Genomic DNA, 22,421 nt, shown 5'->3' with positions numbered 1-22,421 from the left:
TGGACGAGGGAATCATGAACAGCTTGGATGAAATTTTGACCCTTGCAGCGCAAGGGAAGTGGATCGTTGTTGGCGCGATTGTCATTGGCGCCATCGTGCGGCTTTTGAAATCGGACACGCCGCTTCCGACGGTCCCGTCGCAATGGCGTCCGTGGCTCGCGTTGGGTTTGGGGGCCGTGGCTGGCATCTTCCAAGCTGTCGCGGCGGGCACGCCGTGGAAGAAGGCGTTGCTCGATGGGTTGGTGTCGGCGTTGACCGCTATCGCGGGGCACGATCTCCTCATCGAGTCGCTGCGCCGTGGCCGCGAGATTGGCGGTGGCCAAACGGCGACGCCGGTGCCGGCGGTCGCACCTGCGCTCAAAGAGGGTGCCTCGTGAAGCTTGGCTTAATCGTTCCCGCGCTCTTGCTTGTCGGGGCGTGCGCGCCTGCCCGGGGGGCGAACTCGCCGGACCGGCAGAACGCGCGCGCCGCGATTCTTACCGTGGCCAAAGCCGTCTCCGTCGCCGACGAGGTGTGCGCATCCACCGCGCGCACCCGCAGCAATGCGCAGCTCGCGAAGAGTTGCAAGGACGCCTACGACGTGGCCCGTCCCGCGCTTTTCGCTGCCGAATCGGGCGTGGACGCGTGGGAAAATGGACAACGACACAACGTCGCCTGCTCTGCCATCGACGCGGCCAACGCCCTCCGCAACATCGGCGACGCGTTGATTCAGGCGGGCGTATCGCTGCCGGCGGTGCTCACGGACGCGCTCTTGCTTTCACGAGGACTCGGGGAGGTGTGCCATGGCGGGTGAGAAGAACGACAACCTGGAAATCGCGCTGGAGCTTCTCAAGACCGCGTTGAAGCTGTCGCCGGCGTTGATCGAGTGGCTCCAGCAGCTCCTGCACGGGACCGATCCGATGACCCTCCGCGTGATCGACATCCTGCCGGACGAGCGCTCGAAGTCGGAAGGGGTCTACGAGGAGCTCACGGGTCAGCGGGGGTAACGACGGCGCGCTATACTGCGCTCTGCGAATGCCCGTGCTCCTCACCATCGTGGGTCGGAATCTTCCAGGTCGCGACTGCGGTCCGCACACCGGCGTTCGTGTGGCGCTCCAAGTCGGCAAAGCACATGTTGGCGAGGTGGACGCCGATGCGCCCGAGGTGTCGTGGACCACGGAAATCACGATCACCTCGGGCACGTCAGGCGTGGAGCCCGACGTTCGCGGCCCCGCCGTGCATGGAAAGCGCGGTGAACGCTTCCTCTACCTCGCGTGGCTCGAACGAACCGCGGCGGGCACCCATGCGATGTTCCGCAGGGCGAAGCTCCAGCTCGACGGCATTCCGCACGACGTCCTGGACGCGTGCGTGAAGTCCGGCGCACTTCGCGCCGAGCTGGGGCTTACGGCGTGCGATGGCTTGCCCGTGTGCGCTTCGGTCCGCCCTCCGCGCATCGCGTGGACGGCATGACCTCGTAGCCATCGGGGCGCGTCGACGCCGTCCCGCGACCCTGGGTGAAGCCCCGGAGGCGCGTTACGTAGTCGAACGTCTCGGCGAGCGGAAGGCGCGCCGACACGACGACGGAGTGGCCGCCGCGCGGAACGAGGCGTTGAACGACCCCGCGCCGTGCCCCGAGGTCGCCGATGACGTCGCCCGCATGCATCTCGGGCACGGCGATCTCGAGTGCCGCATACGGTTCGAGCAGCACGGCACCGCCCTCCGCGCACGCCTTCTGGAAGGCGAGCGAGCCGGCGAATTCGAACGCCGCGGCGTTCGAATCTTTGACGTGGGTCTCCCCGTCGAGCAACGTCACGGCGACGTCGACCACAGGATACCCCGCGACGATGCCGCGCGCGGCCGCTGCGCGCACACCTTTCTCGACGGCGGGCACGTATTCGCGTGGAATGCAGCCACCCGCTGTCTCGTCGGAAAAGGTGATGCCGGATCCTCGCGCCCCCGGCGCCACGGCGAGCGTGACGCACGCGAATTGGCCCTGGCCGCCATGCTGCTTCACGTGGCGGTAGGCCACGCGCGCGGCGTGGGCGATGGTCTCTCGGTAGGCGACCTCGGGTCGGCCCATCGAGACGGCGACGCGATGGTCCTCGCGCAAGCGCGTGACCGTCACGTCCAGATGAAGGCTCCCCATGCCTGCGAGGCGCATCTCTCCCGATTCCGGATCGACCCACGCCAGCAAGGACGGATCTTGGAACAGCATGCGCCCGAGCGCCGTGGGAAGGCGTTCGCGATCGTCTGCCGTTTTCGGTTCGATGGTGACCTCCACCACGGGCGCCGGTGTGTCGATGCGCTCGAGGACGATGGGATCGTCCGCCGCGCACAGGGTTTCGCCGGTTCGCACGTCGCGAAGGCCGGTGACGGCGACGATGTCGCCGGCGTAGGCCATGCGCACTTCCTCGCGCTGGTCGGCGTGAGGACGGAAAATCCGGCCCACGCGCTCGCGCGCACCACTGCGCCCGAGCCGCAGGCCGTCGCCCGTCGAGAGTGTGCCCGAATAGATGCGCAAGTACGTCAAATACCCGGCCCGATCGAACACGGTTTTGAAGGCGAGGGCCGCGAACGGCTCGCGGTCGTCGGCGCGTCGGGTGAGCGAAGCGCCGCTCGACGGATGCGTGCCCGAGACATCGGGCACGTCGATGGGGTTGGGTAAATAATTGACGATGGCATCGAGCAGAGGAGGGATCCCCACGTTCTTCAGCGCCGAGCCACAAGCGACGGGAAGGATCCTGCGCGCGAGCGCACCTGCGCGAATGGCGCGCGCGAGTGTGCGCGCGTCCGCGCTCAACCCATGGCAATAGCTCGCGAGGACGTCCTCGTCGAAGCTGGCCAAGGTCTCCATCATCGACGCGCGCGCCGTGTCGAAAGCGGCACGATGCGCTGCGGTCATCTCCGAAACGAGCACCGCGCGGCCGTCGAATCGGAGCACGACGCCCTGCACGACGTCGAGCAGCTCCGAGCCGGAAATCGGAACGTGCAGGGCAACCGGTTCGATGCCGAGCCGCTCGCGAATGTCGCGAAGGCACATGTCGAAGTCCGCGCCGGGCTTGTCGATTTTGTTCACGAAGGCGAGCGAAGGCACGCCATGGCGCTCGGCCTGGTGAAACACCGTTTCCGATTGGCATTCCACGCCGCTGGCAGCATCCAGCACGAACACCGCCCCGTCGAGGACGCGCAGGCTACGTTCGACCTCGATGGTGAAGTCGACGTGGCCCGGCGTGTCCACGATCTGTACGCGGTGCGGCTGCCCCGCATAGAGCCCCCACGAAGGCGACCAACCCACGCTGGTGGCTGCAGCATTGATGGTAATTCCGCGTTTTTGCTCGATGGGATCGAAGTCCAACACGGCGGTGCCCTCGTGGACCTCACCGGTTTTGTGAATGCGGCCCGCGCAATACAAAATGCGCTCGGCGCAGGTGGTCTTCCCTGGACCTCTCAGCTTGCGGGTTGTGTCCAGATATAGATCTGGCGGCGGTCGAGGTGCGGCAGCGGAACAATCCCGGCGGGGCCGGCGCTCTTGCCCCCTGCCCAATGTGAAGGTCGCCAAACGTTATTGCGATCCTTGCCTCGTAGAATCGGGCATGTCGCCGGCCCCGCCGGGATTGTCTCGCTGCCGCGGTTCGACTTTAGCGAAAAGTTTGAGTCTTTTACGAGATTTAGAACAGTAACGTTGAGCCATGATTCCGATGTTGCGAAGTTGGGTAATTGGAATGTCGCGTGGCATGGAGATGCCCTCTGCGCGCGAGCGTGTGCCGCTCGGCGATGAAAAAACGTTCAAAGACAAAACAACGAGGCCGGCTCAACGCCGTGATGGCGGAGCCGGCCTTTCGAGCTGCCGGTCAAATGAACGTGTCAAATGAACCTTCGCCCTACGGACCAACTCCGCGTTTGCCAAATTCGAGCAGCACCATGGGGCGAATCATAACGATGGGAACTTGAAGGACGCGGGCCTATTTGTCAAGAAGCGATAATTGCCAATCGAATCAGAACTGCGACGACGGCGGTTCCACTTCGGTGGCGGCGAACCGCTTCATCTTTCGCCAGAGGGTCGAGCGGTGGATGCCCAATTCGTCGGCCAGCTTTTGCCGCTGGGTGCTGCCGCTCTCCAAGTGGGCGCGGATCTTTCGCCGCTCGCTCTTCGCGAGGGCCTGACGCAGGGTCGACGTTTCGAGGCTCTCGCCGTTCACCGGTGTCGTGCCCAGCTCCGGCGCGAGCTCGAGCAACGTTGCCTCGTCGATGTTGCCCGGCGGCGCGAGGGACAGGACGCGCTCCATCACGTTGCGCAGCTCGCGCACGTTGCCGGGCCATGCGTAGCGCAGCAGCAGCTGGTGCGCCTCCTCGGTCAGGATCAGGCGCGACGCCCGATCGTGCTGCGCGTGAAAGCGCGCGATCAACGCTTCCAGATCGCCCGGGCGCGTGCGCAACGCCGGGACCTCCACGACGAACGTCGCGAGGCGGAAATAGAGGTCGGCCCGAAAGCGCCCCGCCGCGACTTCCTTGCGCAAATCGCGGTTCGTCGCCGCGACGATGCGCACGTCCACCGCGGTGGGCCGCGGGGCACCAATGGGGCGCACGGAGCCTTCCTCGAGGGCGCGCAGCAGCTTTGCCTGCACGAAGAGGTGCAGCTCCCCGATTTCGTCGAGGAAGAGCGTGCCGCCGTGCGCCTCGACGAAGGCCCCCGGCGTATTGGACACGGCGCCCGTGAAGGCGCCGCGCACGTGGCCGAAGAGCGTACTCTCGGCCAGCCCCTCGTTGAAGGCTGCGCAGTTGACCGCGACGAATTTCCCCCGGCGCCCGGAACGGCGATGCACCTCGGTGGCGAGGAGCTCCTTGCCGCAGCCCGTCGGGCCGGTGACGAGAACGCCTTGCCGGCGTTCGGCGACTTGTTCGACGACACGAAGCGCGCGAATCAACGGAGGGTCAACGGCGACCAATCCGCTCGATTCGACACGGGTGAGAGAATGTCCAAAGCCAGTAGATTCCATGCGCTCGTCGAGCGCCGCGGCGGTGGAGGTCTTCATGGTTGGGTCGTGGCAACAAGAGCAAGTTGCTCGCCATGTCCTGTCCGTGGACTGGACGGCGTTGCGACCACCTTTCGTGCCGGATCCGTGCGCAGCACCGCCGAAATTTTGGACGCCGTTACGGCCTTGTCGTCGAAATCGTCGACAGCGTTACTTCGGCTCGTCGCGCATTCGGTTGTACAGCGTTTGTCGATTGATCCCGAGGATCGCCGCGGCCTTGGTGCGGTTGCCCTTGGTGTGCAGCAGCGCGGCCTGAATCGCACGCTGTTCGACGTCCTCGAGGCGCCCGGGGAGGTGCAGCACGTAGGGATCGTCGCTGGTTGGCTGGGCGGGGGTGCCCTCCTCGGCCAGTCCATTCACCGCGAGGGGCAGATCCGACGGGGCAATCCACGGCCCATCGCCCAGCACCACCGCGTGCTCGACGGCATTGCGCAGCTCGCGCACATTTCCCGGCCACGGGTAGCGTCGGATGGCCACCAGGGCCTCGGGCGAGAAGCCGTCGATGCGCCGGCCCGTGCTCGGCGTGAAGTCCGCGAGGATCTGTTGCGCGAGCAACACCAGGTCGTCGCCGCGGGCACGCAGCGGCGGCACGAGGGCGCTCACCACGGAAATGCGGAAATACAGGTCGCTGCGGAAGGTGCCCGCGGCGACCATCGCCTCGAGATCGCGGTTGGTGGCCGCGATGACCCGCGCCTGCAGGGTGAGCGAGCGGTTCGATCCGAGGCGCTCGAAACGGCGGTCTTCGAGGACGCGCAGCAGCTTGGCCTGGCTGGCCAGCGGCAGCTCACCGATTTCGTCGAGAAGCAGCGTCCCGCGTCCTGCTCCTTCGAGCGCACCAGCGCGCGAGGCGACGGCGCCGGTGAAGGCCCCGCGCTCGTGGCCGAACAGCTCGCTCTCGATCAGGCTGTCGGGGATGGCGGCGCAGTTGATCACGCGCAGCGGCTCGTCTTTGCGCGGGCCCGACTCGTGGATCAACCGCGCGACGAAGGTCTTGCCCACCCCGGTTTCGCCGGTGAGCAGCACCACGGCGTCGGAGACCGCAAGCTTCGGGATGATGCGAACGAGCCGCTCGGCCGCCGGCGAGGCGCCCAAGAAGCCGTGGGCGCTGCCGACGGCCTGACGCCGAAAGACTTCCAGCTCGGCCTTCACCGTATGCAGCGTGGAAAGCTGCGCCAGGCGTGAGCCGCAGAGTTGCACGGCCACGATGAGCAGGCGCCGGAGCAGATCCGTGACCCGTTCCGGGGCCAAGGTCGTCGTGAAGGTCACGCACCGGGCCGAGGGGCCTTGGGTCGGCACGATGATCTGGGTTTTTCCCCCGGCGGTGACGGTCTCCAGAATGGAGACGGTGCCCTCGTCTTGGACCTCGCCCTCGGGGGCGTCGGTGATGGTGACGGATTCACCGTCGGCGTACGCCTTGGCCCAGGTGGTGAGCGCGGCCTCGAGCGAGCTCGGATCTTCCACCTGGGCCAGCGTCTCGTTCAGCGCGAACAGGGCGGCAAAGCCACGCGCGTCGGCGGCGGGGCCGCTGAGAAGGCCGCGCACCACCGTCGAGCCGTAGGAGGCGGGCGGTGAGAGGTCGTCGGCGTTGGAGTCGCTTTCGACCAAAATGAGGACGGTGTTGCCTACGACGATGGAATCGCCGCCCCGCACCATGGCCTCGAGGGTTTCCCGTCCCGCGTGCACGAGCGGGGCGGCCGTGGGGCATACGTGCACGCGCGTTCCCTGCTCGGTGGCGACGACTTGGAAATGGTGGCGCGACACGGAGCGGTCGGCGAGCACCAAGTCGGCATCGCGCGCGCGGCCGACCATGCGAACATGATGGTCGACGAGCATCCGAGCACCGGTGTCGGGCCCTTGCGCGACCATGAGATACCTCGTCCGTTGGACCATCGCAGGATTCGCCGCTTACGCACGCAGAATAGGCCCTTGCGCTCTGCAGAACCAGTTGCGTCACAGCGACATCGGGGCGCACCGCTAGAGGTGTACGCACGGGCGTTGGATCAGCGCCGTTGTACTTTCGCGTGGGGGCCGGGTTGTCTTGACGGCCAAACCATCGAGCCGGCATCATCGACGGTTATCGGAAGAATTCAATGCCGCCGTTCTTCTCGTTTTCGGCTTCAGAGCGCGCGTTGGCGCGACTTGGCGCGATTGTTCAGCAGAAATATCGGATCGACCGGCTGATCGGCGTGGGGGGGATGGGCGCGGTGTACGCGGCCACGCACCGCAATGGTCATCGGGTGGCGATCAAGTTCCTGCACGAGGGACTATGGGACGATTCCGAGAGCCGCCGGCTCTTTAGCCGCGAGGCCTACGTCGCCAACGAGGTGGGGCACCCCGGCGCCGTTCCCGTGGTGGACGATGACGTGGACGACGATGGCTGCCCATTTCTGATCATGCCGCTGCTCGAGGGCACGACCCTGCGGACGCGTTGGGAACGCGCGCCGGGGCGGCGACTGCCGGTGGCCGAGGTGGCCGTGGTGATGGCAGATGCGCTCGATGTGCTGGCCGCGGCGCACACGAAGGGCATCGTGCACCGCGATATCAAGCCGGACAATCTGTTCATCATGTCCGATGGCGCGGTGCGCGTGTTGGACTTCGGGGTGGCACGCCGGATCGAGGCCCGCCCGGCGCCGATCCCGGGGGAGGGCGACGCTCCGTTGAGCTCCACGGGGCGCATGGTGGGGACGCCCGCGTTCATGCCGCCCGAGCAAATGCTGGGGCAGAGCGCGGCGATCGGGCCGCCGACGGATTGCTGGGCGATCGGGGCGACGATCTTCACGTTGCTCTCGGGCGAGCTGGTGCACGGGCCCGACGGCACGGCGGTGCAACTCGTTGCCGCGGCAACGGGGCCGGCGCGTTCGCTGGCGAAGATTGCGCCGGATCTGCCGGCGCCCATCGTGGAGGTGGTGCAAAAGGCGTTGGCGTTCGATCCGGCGGACCGATGGCCATCGGCGCGTCAGATGCGCGAGGCGCTTTTGGCGACGTTCCCCGACGTGTTCGGAAAGCCGCCGGCCACCGTGAGTGCGCTCATTCGCGAGAAGCTGGCCTCCGATCTGGCGCCCGACAGCGAGGATTCGCACGGGCGGGCCACGCAGCCGGCGGCCAGGCTTCCTTCGCCCATCGTCGTCGTCAGCGAGACGTTGGCGAGTCCCTCGCCCAAGCCAACCTCCGCGCCGCGGTCGCCGGACGACCAGGGCCCGCGCACGTTGCGCGAGGGCGAAACGCCGGCGCCGGAGTCACCCGTGGCGTCGCCCCGTACGGGCGGCAACATCGCCAGCGTGCGCCGCCGCCGGCGTCGCATCGTGCGCGCGATGCTGGCGGGCCTCGCCTTGCCGGGCATCGTGGCCCTCGTGTTGGTGGTCGCGATGGTGGCGGGCCTCTACGAGCCCAAAATGAGCCACCGCCTCGCGGCGCGCCTTCCCGTGGTGCCCTCCTCGAGTGTCGAGTTGAGTTCGAGCCAGCAAGAGGCGCTGGTGCACCTCAACGCGGGCTTGCAGGACTGGCGCGATGCCTCGGATCACTCGGCGGAGCGCAGCTTCAGACGCACGATCGAGCTCGATCCGAGCCTTGCGGCGGCACACTTGTATCTCGCGATGCTCCCACAGTGGACGGACACCGCGGCGCGCGAGCACCACCACCTTGCCTCTGCTCACCGCAGCAGCCTGAGTGAGAGGGATCTCGCGCTCCTCGACGCGTACGCACCCGCGATGGCCGTGCCACCGGATCTCGAAGGCTCGCTGCAGCGACTCGTTGCGGTGCGCGAGAAATTTCCCTCGGATTGGCTCGTGCTCCATGCCCTGGCCAACACGCAGATCAACCGGGGTGAGCTGCGACAGGCGCTCGAGGTCCTCGATGATCTTCTCCGCCGCAACCCTTCGCTGGCACTGGGCTGGACCGACAAAGGATACGCCTTCGGTCTGCTCGACGATGTGGGCAGTGCCCGCGACGCGCTGAATGAATGTTTGCGTATTTCGAATTACGGGGCGACCTGTCTCGACCAGCTCGCGAAACTCGATGCGCGCGAAGGGCGATGTCTGGATGCCGAGCGGCGCGCGCGTGCATTGATGGCGCTCCCGTCGCCGCGTTACAAAGCCGGCCTCCGGCTCGCGGGAGCGATTCAGGGGCGCGGTGGGGCCATGGACAGTGTGCACGACATGCTGGAACGGGCGTGGCCACTGGCTCCGGAGGATCAACGCGAACGGCATCGACGATGGAACGAGGCACGGTTCAACGTGCTCGCCGGGAACTTCGCGCTTGCAGAGCAAGCGGTGCAATCATGGGGCGCGCTGATCGCCACGGCGGACTATGAGGACGACCACGGCTACTTTGCGGATTTTCAGTTCGCCTTTCTCCTCGAGCTCGGACAGCGAGAGCTCGTCGGGGAGCTCGCATCGGCATTTCTGGCGAAGCGTGACGCGTGGCTTACTTCGTCCTATTACGATTGGGAAATTCTACCACTTCGAGCGAAATACCTCGCGGGTGCCATGCCGCGCGAAGCGTTTACGCGACAGCGTCAGGCGTGGCTCGAACGCGAGAAGCAACGTCCACAGCTCGTGGCGGCGAAGTTTACGAATTGGATACGGGCGTACGCGCAAGCCGTCGTGACACCGCAAGATGCGGCGGAGGCGCTTCGCGTTTTGCCGGATTACATGCCGATCGCGAATTCGCTCACGCGCGACGTCGAGATGGACGGCGCGCTCGGTCACTTGTACCTCTTGGCCGGCGACGTGGGCCACGCCGTTCCTTACCTTCAGCGTGCGGCCAACTCGTGTGAAGCCGTTCAATTCCCGCTCGCACAGACGCAGGCGAATCTTCATCTTGGAATGGCCCTCGAAAAGACTGGCGACGTCCAAGGGGCCTGCAAGTTCTACGACGTGGTTTGGGCGCGCTGGGGCACGGATCTTCGCAGCGTGTCCGCGAAGGTGGCGCATGCGCGGCGCGCGGCGTTGCACTGCCGCGCGCCTTGATGGGCATACGCAGAGGACGTCCACATTAGTCTTTCGTCGGCGGGCCTCCTTCGTCGCCGAACTGCGGTTCCACCTTGGGGCGATACTGTTTCTCGCTTTCGGGAGACGACACGGTCTTTACCGGTTTCTTCACCGGGCGATCGACATCTCGTTTTTCGACTTCACGGGGTTTCATATCGGTACCTCTGTCCCGCATTCAGCAAATTGGGCGCCATGCGCGGGCGCCGAGAAATGACGGCGAAGGCGAACGAGCGCCCCACCACACGTCCATTTATTCGGCGCGGAGGTTGTCCACGTTGTCGAAAAAGTGGACGCCTACACCTGATTTAACGAGAGAGCGCGTTCAGCAGGGCGCGGGCGTCGTCCAAGGTGGGGTCGTCGTCGACGGCGCGTTTCAAGAGGAGGAGCGCTTTTTTCGTGTCGCCTTGAACGTGCGCGATCTCGCCGAGGCGCTGGTACGCCACCGCGCGCGGAATCGGAGCGGGGCCGCGGAGCATCGTGATCGTGCGCAGCGCCTTCGTGGCCACGTCGTATTGACGAAGCTCGAGCGCAGAGCGCGCAAGCTCGGAGGCGACGAGACCGTTCTGGCCATCCATGTCCAATGCGCTGGAGAGCCACTGCATCTCCGCAGGGCGGTCGCCCACGGTGCGGGCAATGCGCGCCAGGCGCTGGTGCAACAGCGCCAGATCGCGGGAGCGGCGGCCCTTTTGCGACGCCAACGTCACGTGGACGATCTCGGTGGCTTCGTCGTGGCGCCCCAAGGCGAGCAGGGCATCGGCCAGCAGCGCCGCGCACTCGATGTCGTTCGGCCGAAGGGCGCGCGCTTCCTCGAGCGCGGCCAGCGCCGTGCGCTCGTCCAAGCTGTTCTCCAAGAGAACCGCCGCGCCCCGCACCAGGTGCGTGAAGCGCGCGTCGTCGTCGAAGGCCGTGCGCGCCTCCGAGAGGCTCATTTCCGCCAGCTCGCGGTTCGCACCCGTGCGCGCATACAGATCGCGCAGCCGCTCGCGCAGCTCCGTGTTCGTCGGATCGTTGCGCAACGCTCGCTCCAGGCCCGTGCGCGCAAACCCGAGCTCACCCGCCTGCTCGCTCGCGTGGGCGAGCTTCAGCGCCAGCTCCGAAAGATCCGTCGACTCGTCCACCATGGCCAGGCGACCGTACGCCGCCGCCGCCGTGTCCCAATGCTCGAGCGACTCCTCGATCCCGGCCAGCGCGCGCAGGGCCTCGCGATGGTTCGGATCGCGGGTCAAGATCTCGCCGAGGTGCACCCGTGCGGCCTCGACCTGCCCGGACTTGGCCAGGAGATTCACCAGGCGCAGCAGAACGGCGCCCTCCTTCGCCGTATCGCCGGCCTGCACCGCGTCTTCCCGCAGCCGTGTGAGCTGTTCGGTGAGCGGCTCCACGTAGTGCTGCGGATCCAGCGAGAAGGCCCGCTCCAAGTCGTAGAGCGCCCCGCCTTGATCGCCCAAGGCCGCACGAAGCCGCGCACGCGTCGCCAACAGGGGCGCTCGCCGCGGGTCCTGGTCGGGGAGCGACGCCGCCGTGCTCGTGATTTCCGCCGCCGCGGCCTGGAGCTTGCCGGCTTCGGTCAACGCCGCCACGAAGTCGTTGAAGAGCTCCAGATCGTCGGGTTGCGCCGCCCGCGCGTCCTTCAAGAGCTCCGCGGCCCGCACGGGATCGCTCAATTCGACGCGATAGAGATTCGCGGCCTGCCGCAGAAGCGCGGCGCGCTTCGCCGGATCGGTCTGGGCCATCGCATCGAGCACCTGCACGTCCGCGAGCTTGGGCAGATCGTTGCGTTCGCGGTAGATGCCGAGGAGCCGATCGCGCAAGGCGTTGCTCTCGGGGCATGCCTTGAAACCGAGTGCAATGGCGCGCTCACCGCCGTCCGGATCCCACAGCTCCTCGCGCAGGGCGAGCAACTCCAGCGCGAGCTTCTCCGCCTCGCGGCCCGAGGTGAGCGGCAGCAGCCGTTCGAGCAGCTCGGCCCGATCCGCCGGCTCGCCGCGCTCGGCCAGCAGGCGTGAGATGGCGCGCAGGACGGGTTCGCTCTTCGGATCCCAATCGAGCGCCGCGTAGTAGATGCTGATCGCCGCGTCGGGATCGTTCGTCTCGACGAGCACACCGAGCCGCGCGGACAGGGTGGCCACGCGCGGGGAGTCACCATGGTCCTTGGCGGCGTCGATCAGTTGATTCAAGAGCTCGGTGAGCTCTCCCTCGCGATTTCCGGCCTCCAGGATCGACAGGAGCAGCGCCCCCGCCTCCTCGTGCCCCGGCTGTTCGTCGAGGATGTTGCGCAGCTCGGCGACGACCTCGTCCTCTTCCTTGCGCTCCAGCAGAATCCGAGCGCGCTCGAGGCGCGTGGCGATACGAATCTCCGGCTCGTCGATGTAGTCGACGACCTGCCCGAGCAACCGCGCCAGCTTTTCGCCGTCACCCATCTTGCGGTAGAGCGCGAGCAGCGCCGACCACACGTCGCGATCCGACGGTCTCTCCTCGAAAAGCTGCTCGTACACCCTGGAGGCGAAATACGCGTCGCCTAGTTTCTCTCCGGCGACGCGGGCCACGAACGCGCGCATCTTGCGCGCTTCGTCGGGCTCTGCGAAGTCGGCCGCCTCGAGGCGAAGCTTGAGACCATCGCGCAGCTCGTTGCGCGCCTCGGAGCACTCGGCCAAAAGAAGCAGTGCCCAGGTTGCGTGCGCGCGCTCCGCCGGATCGTTGCGCACGATGGCCACGTAGCGCTCGAGCAGCTCCTCGAAGAGGACCTTCTCGCCCAAGGTTCGCGCCAGCGTAATGGCTTCGCGGAGCACGGACCCCAGGCCCGGCTTGCCCGGCCGCTCCTGATCCGCCGTCTCCGGGCGCGCACTGCGACGGGCCAGCGCGTCGAGCAAAAGGCGCTCTTGCCCGGGACGGCGTCCCGTTTGCTCGTACAGATCGAGCAACTTCGCGCGATCCCGATGCGAATCGATGGCTTTCTGCAGCACCGACAGCGCGTGCACGCTCTGGGGATCCAGTTCGAGCGCGCTCGCCAACAGCTCGGTGGCCGGCTCCACGCCCCCGGGCATCGACAGGCGCAACGCCGCGAGCCGCGAGAGCGCGTCCGCGTGCTTCACCGGATCGGGCGGCGAGGCCAGCTGCTCCAGCTCGACGAGCCGCGAGAGCACGCGTTCCTGCCCTTCGCGCCGGCCGACGCGCCCGTAGAGTCGCTCCAGTGCGCGCAGCACGTCGCCGGAGTCGCTCCCCAGCCGCTCGGCGTCCTCGAAGATCGCGAGTGCGCGTGCGTCGTCCTCGAGCTCGTGCTCGACCACGGCACCCAGCCGCAGGTACAGCGATCCCGCGAGCGGGCGATTCTTCTCCTCGGCCGTCTTGGCCAGGCGCCCCAAGGTGTCGGCGTAGCGGGGCACGGAGCGCGTTCGCTTGGCCAGGTCGAGCATCGCGTCGTGCACGCTCGGGGACGCGGGGGCGGCCTCGATGGCGCGGAGGCCCACGGCGAACGCGTCGTCCTCGCGCCCGAGTTTGTTGCCCAGGACGTCGGCCAACTCGAACAGCACCGCCGCGCCGCGTTCGGGATCGTCGGTCTCGCGCCCGAGCTTCATCTCCAGCGCCTTGGCCAGTGCCTTCCACGAGTTGCGTGAGCGCAGCGCCCGCTCGAGGCGCGCGGCCTCCACGGGGTGCGACGTCGCGGCCTCGAGTGCCGACTCGAGGATCTCCTCGGCGCGATCGTCCTGCCCTTGCCGCGCGGCGATTTCGCTCAGCTCGAGCAGAACCTCGGTGCGCACGATGGGCGTGCTCTCGTCCGGCGCGTCCTGCCTGCGCACGACCGCGAGCAGCGCGCGGTAGGAGCGCTCGGCGCGTTCGAGCTGCCCGTCATCGCGCGCGAGCTCGGCCAGCGCGCGCAGAATGTCCGCATTGGCCGGATCGATGCGCGTGGCCGCCTCGAGCTCGGCCATCGCCTGCGTGCGATCGCCGGCCAAAAGATCGAGCCGGGCCAGGTGATGATGGATCGGCGCCCGCTCTTTCGGGCGCCGTCCGCCGAAAGCCTCGATGGCCTGGCGCAGCAGCGCGCGCCCCTCTTGAATGCGCCCCGCCGCCCCCAAGGTGTCGGCCAAGAGAAGCCGGATCGCGCGGTTTTCCGGATCGAGCTCCGTGGCCTGTTCCAAGAGCGGCACGGCCTCGGCGGGCATGTTGCACTTGTGCCAATACAGGTCCGCAGCCTCGCGCAGGCGCAAGAGCTTCACGTCGTTCGACGTGGCATGGGTCGCACCGGTTGCAAGCAGCGCGGCCAGCGGCGCATACTCGCGCGTGCGATGGTAGATGGCGCCGAGGTGCGCGCGCAGCCGTTCCTCCTCGGGCTGCTCGGCGACGGCTTCCTCGAGGCGCTGGCGCGCCTGGTCTTCGCGTCCCGCCGCGACCAGGGCATCGGCGAGGCGCAAGGTCACGCCCGCGCGCTCGTTCGCCGGCGTGATGTCGCGCAAGAGGAGCAGGTACTGCGCGGCCTCGGCGAAGTCTTGGCGGCGCATCGAAAGGCGTGCCAGCGCATCGTACGACGCGGCGCTCGACTCGATGGCCACGACGCGGGCGTGGTACGTGATGGCCGCGTTCGCGTCATCCAGCTTTTCCTCGGCCACCGCGGCGGCGCGCGCCCAGAAGAGCGAGGCCGCCGCCGCGTCGCCGGCCACCTCGGCCAGGGCCGCTTGGTCGGCCAGGAGCGCGGTGAGATCCGCGTGGCGCTCCGCCTTGCCGTAGACCTCGACGAGCTCGCGCACGGTCTCGTCGTGCCGCGGTTCGTCTTTGAGGTTCGCCTCCAGCGTCTCCACGGCATTTCCCGAGAGACCGAGGTGCACCTGCAGCCGCGCCACCTCGAGGCGCAGGGTCGGATTCGGGGCCAGCGCCAGTTGTTTCTCGCGCAGTTCGAGAAGCTCCTCGTGCCGCCCGAGCTTTTCGAAGAGCTCGCCCAGCGCCGTCGTGGCGCGAACATCGGCCGGATCCTCGGTGAAGAGCGCGCGGTAAAGCTCGATGGCCCGCGCGCGATCGCCCAGCTTGTCCACGGCGATGCTCGCCGCTTGGTGCCGCATCGTGCGCCGGTTGTCGCTGTCGAAGGGCAGATCGGCCGCGAGCACCAGAAGGTCCACCGTCTTCGCCGCGTCGCCTTCCTCCTCGTAGATGCGCGAGAGCGACGAGATGGTCCAGCGCACGAATTGCTCCGGATCGAGCATCGCGCCCGAGGTGACGTCGAGCGGTGGCTCGCGCCCGAACCACCGCTCCGTGGCGAGCTTCATCAGCCGCTCGAGGATCGACTTCGCCAGCGCGCGATCCGCGATGGACTCGGAGGCAATCTCGGAGGCCTCGCGCAGAAGCTCCAAGTCGCCGCCGGTCGCCTCCGAGAGGCGCAACAGGCTTTCGACCAGCGGGCGGCCCTTGGCCCGGCGCTGCAGCTGGGCCAGGGCGGCCAGGAGCTCGGGGTTGAGCGGATCGTGGGTCAGCGCCCGCGAAAGTGCGAGCTCCGCCGCCTCGGGATCCCCGCGCCGATCGCGGTGCCATGCGGCCACGCGCGCCTCGAGATCGCGTGCCAGGTGGGCGACGAGGCCGGGGTGTTCGGCGATGTGGGCGGTCAGCGCCTCGGTGGCGGCGTCCCATGCGGCGGGCGTGGTGGCCACCGCCTCCAAGGTCGTCCACAACGAGGCATCGAGCGAGTGGGTCGCGATGGCGTGCAAAACTGCCGCCTTTGCGGCCTCGTCCCAGCGCATGTGCGGCCCGGCCACGCGCAGCACCGCGCGCACCGCGTCGGTGTCGTGCGGCGTCGTGGTGACGGCGTGCGCGTACGCGGCCAGCGCGCCCTCGGCATCGTCGAGCCGGCGCTCGAGGGCCTCGCCGAGGTGCTGATGCAGCCGGCTCACCAGGGTCGCATCGCCCTCGGACTCGATGGTTTCGAGCACGCGGTTGTGCGTCTCGACGAAGGCCTTCCAGCCGCTGGTCTCCTCCGCCAGGCGGAAAAGGTCCGTCTCCAGGTCCACGTCGTGCGGCGCGAGTAGGAAGGCACGCCCGACGTAACGGTACGCCGCGACGCGGTCGGCGAGGCGTTGCTCGGCGAGCCACGCGGCCTCCTTGAAGATGCGCCCGCGCTCTTCTTTCGTCTTCGCCGACGTGAGCCGGTGCTCGGTGAGATCGAGCGCCGACTGCCACTCGCCCGCGGTGGTGTGCGCCACGTACAGAACGCGCACGGCCTCGGGCTCGTCGATCAGCTCGTACAACCCGTCGAGCGCACCCGGCTCGCGCGGCGAGGCTTCCAGTGCGGCGCGGTAGTTCTCGATGGCGCCCGCCTTGTCGCCCTGCCTCTCGCGCAGCACATCGCCGAGCTGGCGCAGAAACGTTGCGCGCGCCTCGGGATCCTGCGCGCGTTTCGCCGATTCCTCGAGCAGCGTCGCGAGCTCCAGCCAGCGCCCCACGCCGTGGAGCAAGCCGGCCAGGGCGCGCGTACCCTCGTCGGACGGGCCGAAGTCCTCCTCGATCGCGTGCCAGGTGGTGATGGCGGCATCTGGCTCGTCGAGTTCCTTTCGATAGATGCGCGCCAGGGAGACGCGGTCCTTGCGCTTTTGCTCCTTCGACGGCGTGATCGCCGCGCGCTGCGTGAGGGCCTCGAGGAGGGGCCGCCAGCGCTTGCCGCGTTCGAGCAGCGTGATGAGGCCATCGAGGGCCTCGGCGTCGGCCTTGTCGTTCGCGAGCCGCGCCTCGTACGCGCGGATCGCGCGATCGTCTTCGCCGAGCTCCGCGGCCAACTCCGCCGCCGTGCCGAGTGCCACGCGCCGTGCGCGGGCATCGGTCTCGAGCTCGCTCATGCGCTCCAGGACGGTGAGCCGATCCTGCGGGCGCGAGGCAGTGAGCAGCAGCGGATCGAGCCGCCGCGTCGCCGCCAAAAGCGCCTCCTTGCCGGCCTTGGGGGCGGCGAGCACGCGCAGGTACAACTCGATCGCGCGGGCGCCGTCGCCGAGGCGATCCTCGTGCATCGTGGCCGCGCGCATCAGCAGATCGATGCGCAGCGCTTCGTCGAGCGAGGGTTGGTCGGCGGCGTTGGCGAGCACCTCCGCGGCGCGATCGAACTGGTCGACCTTCTCCGCCAGCGCCGTCAGGCGATCGCGGTGCGTGGCCACCTGCGGTTCGAGCATCACCAGCGCCACGTAGTGCTCGAGCGCCTTGGCATCCTGCCCGAGCCGGCCATACAACTCCGCGATCTCCTTGTGTCCCGTCACGCGCGCCTTGGCGTCGTCGACGGCTTCGAGCTCCACTTCGAGCACGCGCGCGAGATCCACGTCGCGCCCCGTCTCCAAGTAGTGCTCTTTGAGCAACGCGGCCGCGTGCTGGCGCGTGTGGTTGCCCTCGGGGGCCGGCGTGGCCGCCTGCAGGATGCGCTCGAGCAGTTCGACCAGCTTGATCCGCACCTGCGCGTGGGCATCGCCCATGCCGGGAAGCGACGCCGGGCCATCGGTCGACTCGGACGCGAGAAGGCCTTCGACCACGGCGAGTGCGCCCGGCACGTCGTTCAAATGGTCGAGCATCATCCCGGCGATGCGGATGCGCGTGGCGCGCGCATCCATGACGCCCATGCCATCCAACTGCGACGAGAGCAGCGCGATGAGCTCGCGGTGCTTGCCGTGGCGTTCGTAGAGCCGCTCCAGCGACGCGGTGATGCGCGCGTTCTTCGGCTTGAGCGCGAGCAGCTTCTCCAAATAGAGAATGGCGCGGTCGGAGTGGTTGGCGAAATCCTTGGCGATCTGCGCCGCGTCCTCGAGCAGCTCGACCCGCCGCTCCTTTTCCGTTACAGCGGCGATGGCCCGATCGTAGAGCGCGAACAGATCGTCCCACTGCTCGCGCGAGTCGAAGAGCAGCTTGAGGCGATCGAAGGCCCAGGCGGCCATCGGGTCGATGGTGAGCACGCGCTCGAGCAGGGCGATGACCCGCGACGGATCGTCGAACCACTCCTCGTGGAAGGCCACCGCCCGCTGCCCGATTTCCAGCGCGCCGTCGGGCGAGAGCACACCGCCCAGCACGCGGTAGTACAGATCTGCCAGGCTGCCCGGGTTCTGCAGTTCGCGCGCGAGATCTTCCGCGCGGTCCCAGAACGCGGGCTCGAGCGGAAATTCTTCGGCGGCGCGAAGGGTCGTCAAGAGCGCCGCATCCTTGCGATCCTGCACCTCGTGCGAGGCAATGAGCCGCTCGAACCACTCCCGACGCGTGGCCGTGCCGGCGACCTCCGGCGGGCCTTCCAGCAGCGTGTTCACGATGCTCGCACGCACGTCGCCGTCCTCCACGCGCTGGCTCGCCCTCTCGAGCAATGCGGCCGCTTGTTGCCCTACCTTCGGCAACCGCAGGAGCCGGCCGGCCAGCCCGAGGGCATCCGCATCGTCCGGCGCCTCGTCGAGCAGGGCGGCCACGCACCGCACGGCGTCCTCGAGCTGCTCGCCGCGCTCGATGAGAATCGTCGCAATCTCGATGTCGATGGCCCTTCGCGCAGCGCCGTCGCTGCGTTCGCGCTGCGCAAACAAGGCCGAAACGGCACCACCCACGTCACCGGTCGCCAAGGTCAACCTCGCTACCGCGGCCGAAGCCTCGGTGTTCTCGGGATCGAGCGCGAGCACTTCGCGGTGCACGTTGAGGGCTGTCTCGACGTCGGAGAACAGCGTCTCCTCGGCGCGTGCCCACGTGAGCAGGTGCCCGATCTTTTCTTCGCGTTGCGCATGGTTCGCTTTCCAGGCCATCAGCCAGCGGCGGTCGGCGTTGCGCCCCGCACTGGCATCGCTGGCCTCGAGCAGCTTCGTGAAACCGCTGACTGCGGCGCGGTGCGTGGCGCCGAAATCCCGGTCCTCCGTCTCGAGCAATGCCCGGTACGTCGACGCCGCTTCGTCCTGCCGAACGGGATCCTTCGACAGCACGCGCGCCTTGGACATCATGAATTCGCCGCGCAGCGACCGCGCCTCCACTTCCTCCAGCGCGAAGTCCACGGCGCGCACGAAGCCGGCAATCTCGCCGGAGTGCACGGCAAGTCGCTCGAACAGCGAGAGGCTCTCGACGTTGCGCGGGTCGAGCGCGAAGGCCCGCGCCACGGCGTCGGCCGCACCGGAGGGATCGCTCAGCTTCTCCGCGAGCACGCGCGCCAAGCGCAGAAGCACGGAGCAGCGCCCCTCCGTCGACTTCGCCGTCTCGACCATCACCCCATAGAGCTCGGGCAGCCCGCTCCACTGCTCCTGCGCCTCGAGAAGCGCGGTGAGGCGCTCGGTCGCCTCGGGATCGCGCGGGGCCACCTTGCGTATCAGCTCGTAGAAGCGCTGCGACTCCACGAGCTCGTTCGAGTCGCCGGCCAGGCGCGCCGCGCGCTTCCACGCGTCGATGGCGGCGTCGAGATCGCCTTGGCCGAGCCGTGCGGCACCCAATTTTCCGAGCGCCTCGAAGGCGTCGCGTGGATCACCGGCTTGCGCCGCGCGCCGCTCGAAGGTCGCCGACGACAGGTTCATGTCGCCGATGGTCTCCGCCACGCGCTCGACGGCATCGAGCTCGTCGTCGGTCAGGGAGGGATCCTCGAGGAGCGCCCGCGCGTGCTGGCTCGCGCGCTCCGCTTGCCCGTGGACGGCGGCTATCTCGGCGAGCTGGGCGCGCACGCGCATCGAGTCGGGGCCTCCCTCGAGCTGCGCCACGCGCGTCTCGAGCAGGTCGATCAAGTCGCCCCACGACTCCACGTCTTCGTAAAGCTCGCACAGCGCCGCGTATGCGTCGCGGTCCTCGGCCTCGATGTCCAGCGCGCTCCGGTACGCCTGGATGGCCCCTTGGGGATCTTTGAGCTCGTGCCGGGCCAGCGCCCCGATGCCGTGCAGAAGGCGCCGCTGCTGCGAAGCATCGCGTTCGCGCTCGAGTGCGGCGCGGTAGAGGACGAGGCGCTCGTGCGGGTTGCCCGAATCACGCAGCAGTCCGTCGACCCGCCGCACGATCTCCGTGGCCGACGGATCGTACTCCAGGGCACGCCGCAGCAGTGCGAGGGCACCCTGAACGTCGCCGGTTTCCGCCAAGGCATCGCCCGCATGACGCGCCAGGAGCATCATCGATTGCGAGTCGATGGGCCGATCACCCACCGCCTTGCCGAAGATCGTCGCGCGCCGTTTGGCCTCGCCGTCGCCCGCGAGGGAAAGCACGCGCTCCACCCACGACTCGATGGGGTGGCCGCTCTCCACGGCCTCCGCCAACCCACGCCCCGCATAGTCGATGGCCTGCAACCGGTGCGTGGTGGAGAGCTCGGCGGCGTTCGCCGCTTCGTCGAGCGCGCTGAGGCGCTCTTCGGCGTGTGCGCTAAACGCGGCTCGCACCTCGAGCACGCGCAAAAGCCCCGCCACGGATTCCTCCGCGCGGTACAGAGGCTCCAGCGCTGCCGCCGCGGCCACGCGGTAATCGCCCGCGGCGAGCAGCTTTTCCAGCGCGGCGCGCGCGGTCTTTTCTCCCGCGTCGGAGTTGAGCGCGCGCCGGAAGGCATCGATGGCACCCGGCACGTCGCGCAAGCGGGAAAGCCGCACCACGCCCGCCTTGGCCAAGGTGGCCCCGCGATCGCTCTCCGGGACGAGCGCCGCATCCGCCTCCAGCGCCTGCGCGAGCTCGGCCCAGTCGCCGATCTCCTCCAGCAGCGGGATGAACGTCGCGTACACGTCGCGCGAAGGCCCGAATCGCTCGATGAGCCGCCGCCAAGCGGCAATGGCCCGCGCGTTCGCCTCCGTGGTCTGCGGCCCTGTCCCCGTCGAAGACGCGGCCACCGCCGTCAGCGCCTCGGCGGCGCGCATCAGCAGCGAACGCGCCTCGCGCGGCGACGCATACACGGCGCGTTCGCCCATCACGAACGCGAGATCCGTCACCTCGCCCGCATCGAGGTACAGCCGTTCCAGCGCCTCCAGCGCCCGCTCGCGCGCGGGGCTGTTCGAGGTCTCGATCTCCAGGAGGCGCCGCCACGCCCCGATGGCCCGCGACGGATCCTCGAGCGGCCCCATGGCCAGCTCCGCCAGCTTCTCGATGGCCGTGCGCGCCTTCTCCGGATCCGTCTCCAGCGCGATGCGCTTCTCCAGTGCCGTCGCGAGCTCGCGCAGATCCCCATCGGCCTCGTAAATCTCCGCCAGGGCCCGCGCGCTGTGCAGCGCCGCATCCTCGGGAACGCCGGGCGTCGCGAGCACGCTGGCATACACCGCGCGCGCCCGCCGCCGATCGCCACCCAATGCGAACAGGTGCCCGATGTCCGTCGTGATGCGCGCGCGCACCGGCGCGTCCTTCGCCGTGACCGCGACCTTGCCCAGCGTCTTCGCCGCATCGAGCTGCCGCCCCAGTGCCGCGGCCAAGGTCACGTACCGCTCGCGCAGCGAGCCATCGGCCGGATCCAAGGTGAGCGCCTGCTCGATGGTGTCGAACGCTTCCACCGGCTTGTTCATGCGATCGTGCAGCAGCACCCCGAGACGCCGCAGCACGGTGAGGCGACGGCTTCCCCGCGTGTGCTCCAGCTCGAGGGTCAAATAGTGCGCCACCTCGCGCGGCGTGCCCGCCTGCTCGTGTGCATCGGCCAACGCCGCCGCCGCGCGCGCGGCCACACCGCGGATCTCGAGCAGCCGCTCGGCCACGCTCCGCGCCGTGTCGTTCGCGGGATCGATGACCAAGAGCGCCTCCACGTGGGGCGTCGACTTCTCCACCTCTTGAAGCTCGAAGGCGAACAACTCGATGAGCCGCGAGCGCATGCGGCGTGCACCGTCCGGCGTCGGTGCCGGCTCGATGTTCAGCCCCTGCTCGAGAAGGCGCACTTCTTCACGCGAGCGCCCCAGCGCCGCGTAATACTCGACCAACTTGATGCGCGACGTTTCATCCGCCGGATCCAGCCGCAGCACCTGCTGCAGCAGATCGACGATGCGCTCCGGCGCGCTCTTGGTGAGCTCCATCATCTGCACCGCGCGCCGTAGAAGCTGCGCCTGATCGACGCGCCCGCGGTGCTGCGCGGTCTCCGTGTAGAGCGTGGCCAGGCCTTGGTAATCGCGGCGGGCGATCAACTTCGACTCGAGCCGCTCGAAGGCGCCGAGGTGCGCAGGGTAGGCGCTCAGGGCCTTCTGCAGGTACGACATTGCACCCAATTCATCGCCGAAGGCGCTGAAGAAATTGGCTGCATTGTACATGAATTCCGCGTTGGCCGCGGCGGGAAGGCCTTTGACGCGCCGGTCCTGAACGAACGACTCGTACGCGAAGGCCAGCTCCGACATGCGGTTGTCGCGCTCCGCCGCCTCGTGCAACTTGGCCCACAGCTCCGGCTGCATCGCATTTTTTGCAAGGCCGAAGACGAGGGCTTCGAGCACCTCTCCCTCGCTCTCGAGCTTCGAGTCGAGGGCAGCAATCGCGGGGGGAGGGATGGATCCACGCTGACGAGGCGATTCAGGCATGAGAG

At 68.2% G+C, this 22,421-nt stretch carries 9 protein-coding genes; 5 read left to right on the top strand and 4 right to left on the bottom strand.

The window, feature by feature from the left end; all coding sequences use genetic code 11:
* Window positions 1–14 precede the first annotated feature (14 nt).
* The 4 genes from LVJ94_44415 to LVJ94_44400 are packed head-to-tail and all read left to right on the top strand — an operon-like array spanning window position 15 to window position 1,449.
* Window positions 15–377, top strand: coding sequence for a hypothetical protein (locus LVJ94_44415; protein ID WXB03940.1), 363 nt, complete (start codon window positions 15–17; stop codon window positions 375–377).
* A complete protein-coding gene (locus LVJ94_44410; protein WXB03939.1) occupies window positions 374–793 on the top strand; it encodes a hypothetical protein in 420 nt (139 codons plus the stop codon). Before LVJ94_44415 ends, LVJ94_44410 begins: the two co-directional genes overlap by 4 nt.
* On the top strand, window positions 783–986 hold the full coding sequence (locus LVJ94_44405; protein ID WXB03938.1) for a hypothetical protein: 204 nt from the start codon (window positions 783–785) through the stop codon (window positions 984–986). The genes LVJ94_44410 and LVJ94_44405 overlap by 11 nt, the downstream gene beginning before the upstream one ends.
* 28 nt (window positions 987–1,014) lie before the next feature.
* Window positions 1,015–1,449 carry a DUF5990 family protein gene (locus LVJ94_44400; protein ID WXB03937.1) on the top strand — a complete coding sequence of 145 codons (435 nt, stop codon included), beginning with the start codon at window positions 1,015–1,017 and terminating at the stop codon, window positions 1,447–1,449.
* On the opposite strand, the gene fusA is transcribed toward LVJ94_44400, so the two are convergent.
* From fusA to LVJ94_44385, 3 genes are all read right to left on the bottom strand, one after another.
* Window positions 1,382–3,391: an elongation factor G gene (fusA, locus tag LVJ94_44395; protein ID WXB03936.1), complete on the bottom strand. Its 2,010-nt coding sequence runs from the start codon at window positions 3,389–3,391 to the stop codon at window positions 1,382–1,384. The genes LVJ94_44400 and fusA overlap by 68 nt on opposite strands.
* Window positions 3,392–3,974: 583 nt before the next feature.
* The gene (locus LVJ94_44390) at window positions 3,975–5,012 is read right to left on the bottom strand and encodes a sigma 54-interacting transcriptional regulator (GenBank protein WXB03935.1); all 1,038 of its coding nucleotides are present in this window, start codon (window positions 5,010–5,012) and stop codon (window positions 3,975–3,977) included.
* A gap of 150 nt (window positions 5,013–5,162) precedes the next feature.
* Window positions 5,163–6,878, bottom strand: a complete 1,716-nt coding sequence (locus LVJ94_44385; protein ID WXB03934.1) for a sigma 54-interacting transcriptional regulator — start codon at window positions 6,876–6,878, stop codon at window positions 5,163–5,165.
* 263 nt (window positions 6,879–7,141) lie between these two features.
* Between LVJ94_44385 and LVJ94_44380 the strand changes: the two genes are divergently transcribed.
* A complete protein-coding gene (locus LVJ94_44380; protein ID WXB03933.1) occupies window positions 7,142–9,979 on the top strand; it encodes a protein kinase in 2,838 nt (945 codons plus the stop codon).
* A gap of 326 nt (window positions 9,980–10,305) precedes the next feature.
* On the opposite strand, the gene LVJ94_44375 is transcribed toward LVJ94_44380, so the two are convergent.
* Window positions 10,306–22,416 (bottom strand): tetratricopeptide repeat protein, encoded by a 12,111-nt coding sequence (locus LVJ94_44375; GenBank protein WXB03932.1) that lies wholly within the window; start codon window positions 22,414–22,416, stop codon window positions 10,306–10,308.
* Window positions 22,417–22,421: the final 5 nt, after the last annotated feature.

The organism is Sorangiineae bacterium MSr11367, assembly GCA_037157805.1.
Lineage (GTDB): Bacteria > Myxococcota_A > Polyangia > Polyangiales > Polyangiaceae > Pendulispora > Pendulispora rubella.
The sequence above is the reverse complement of the archived record's forward strand: the minus strand, read 5'-3'. Positions and strand labels throughout refer to the sequence as shown.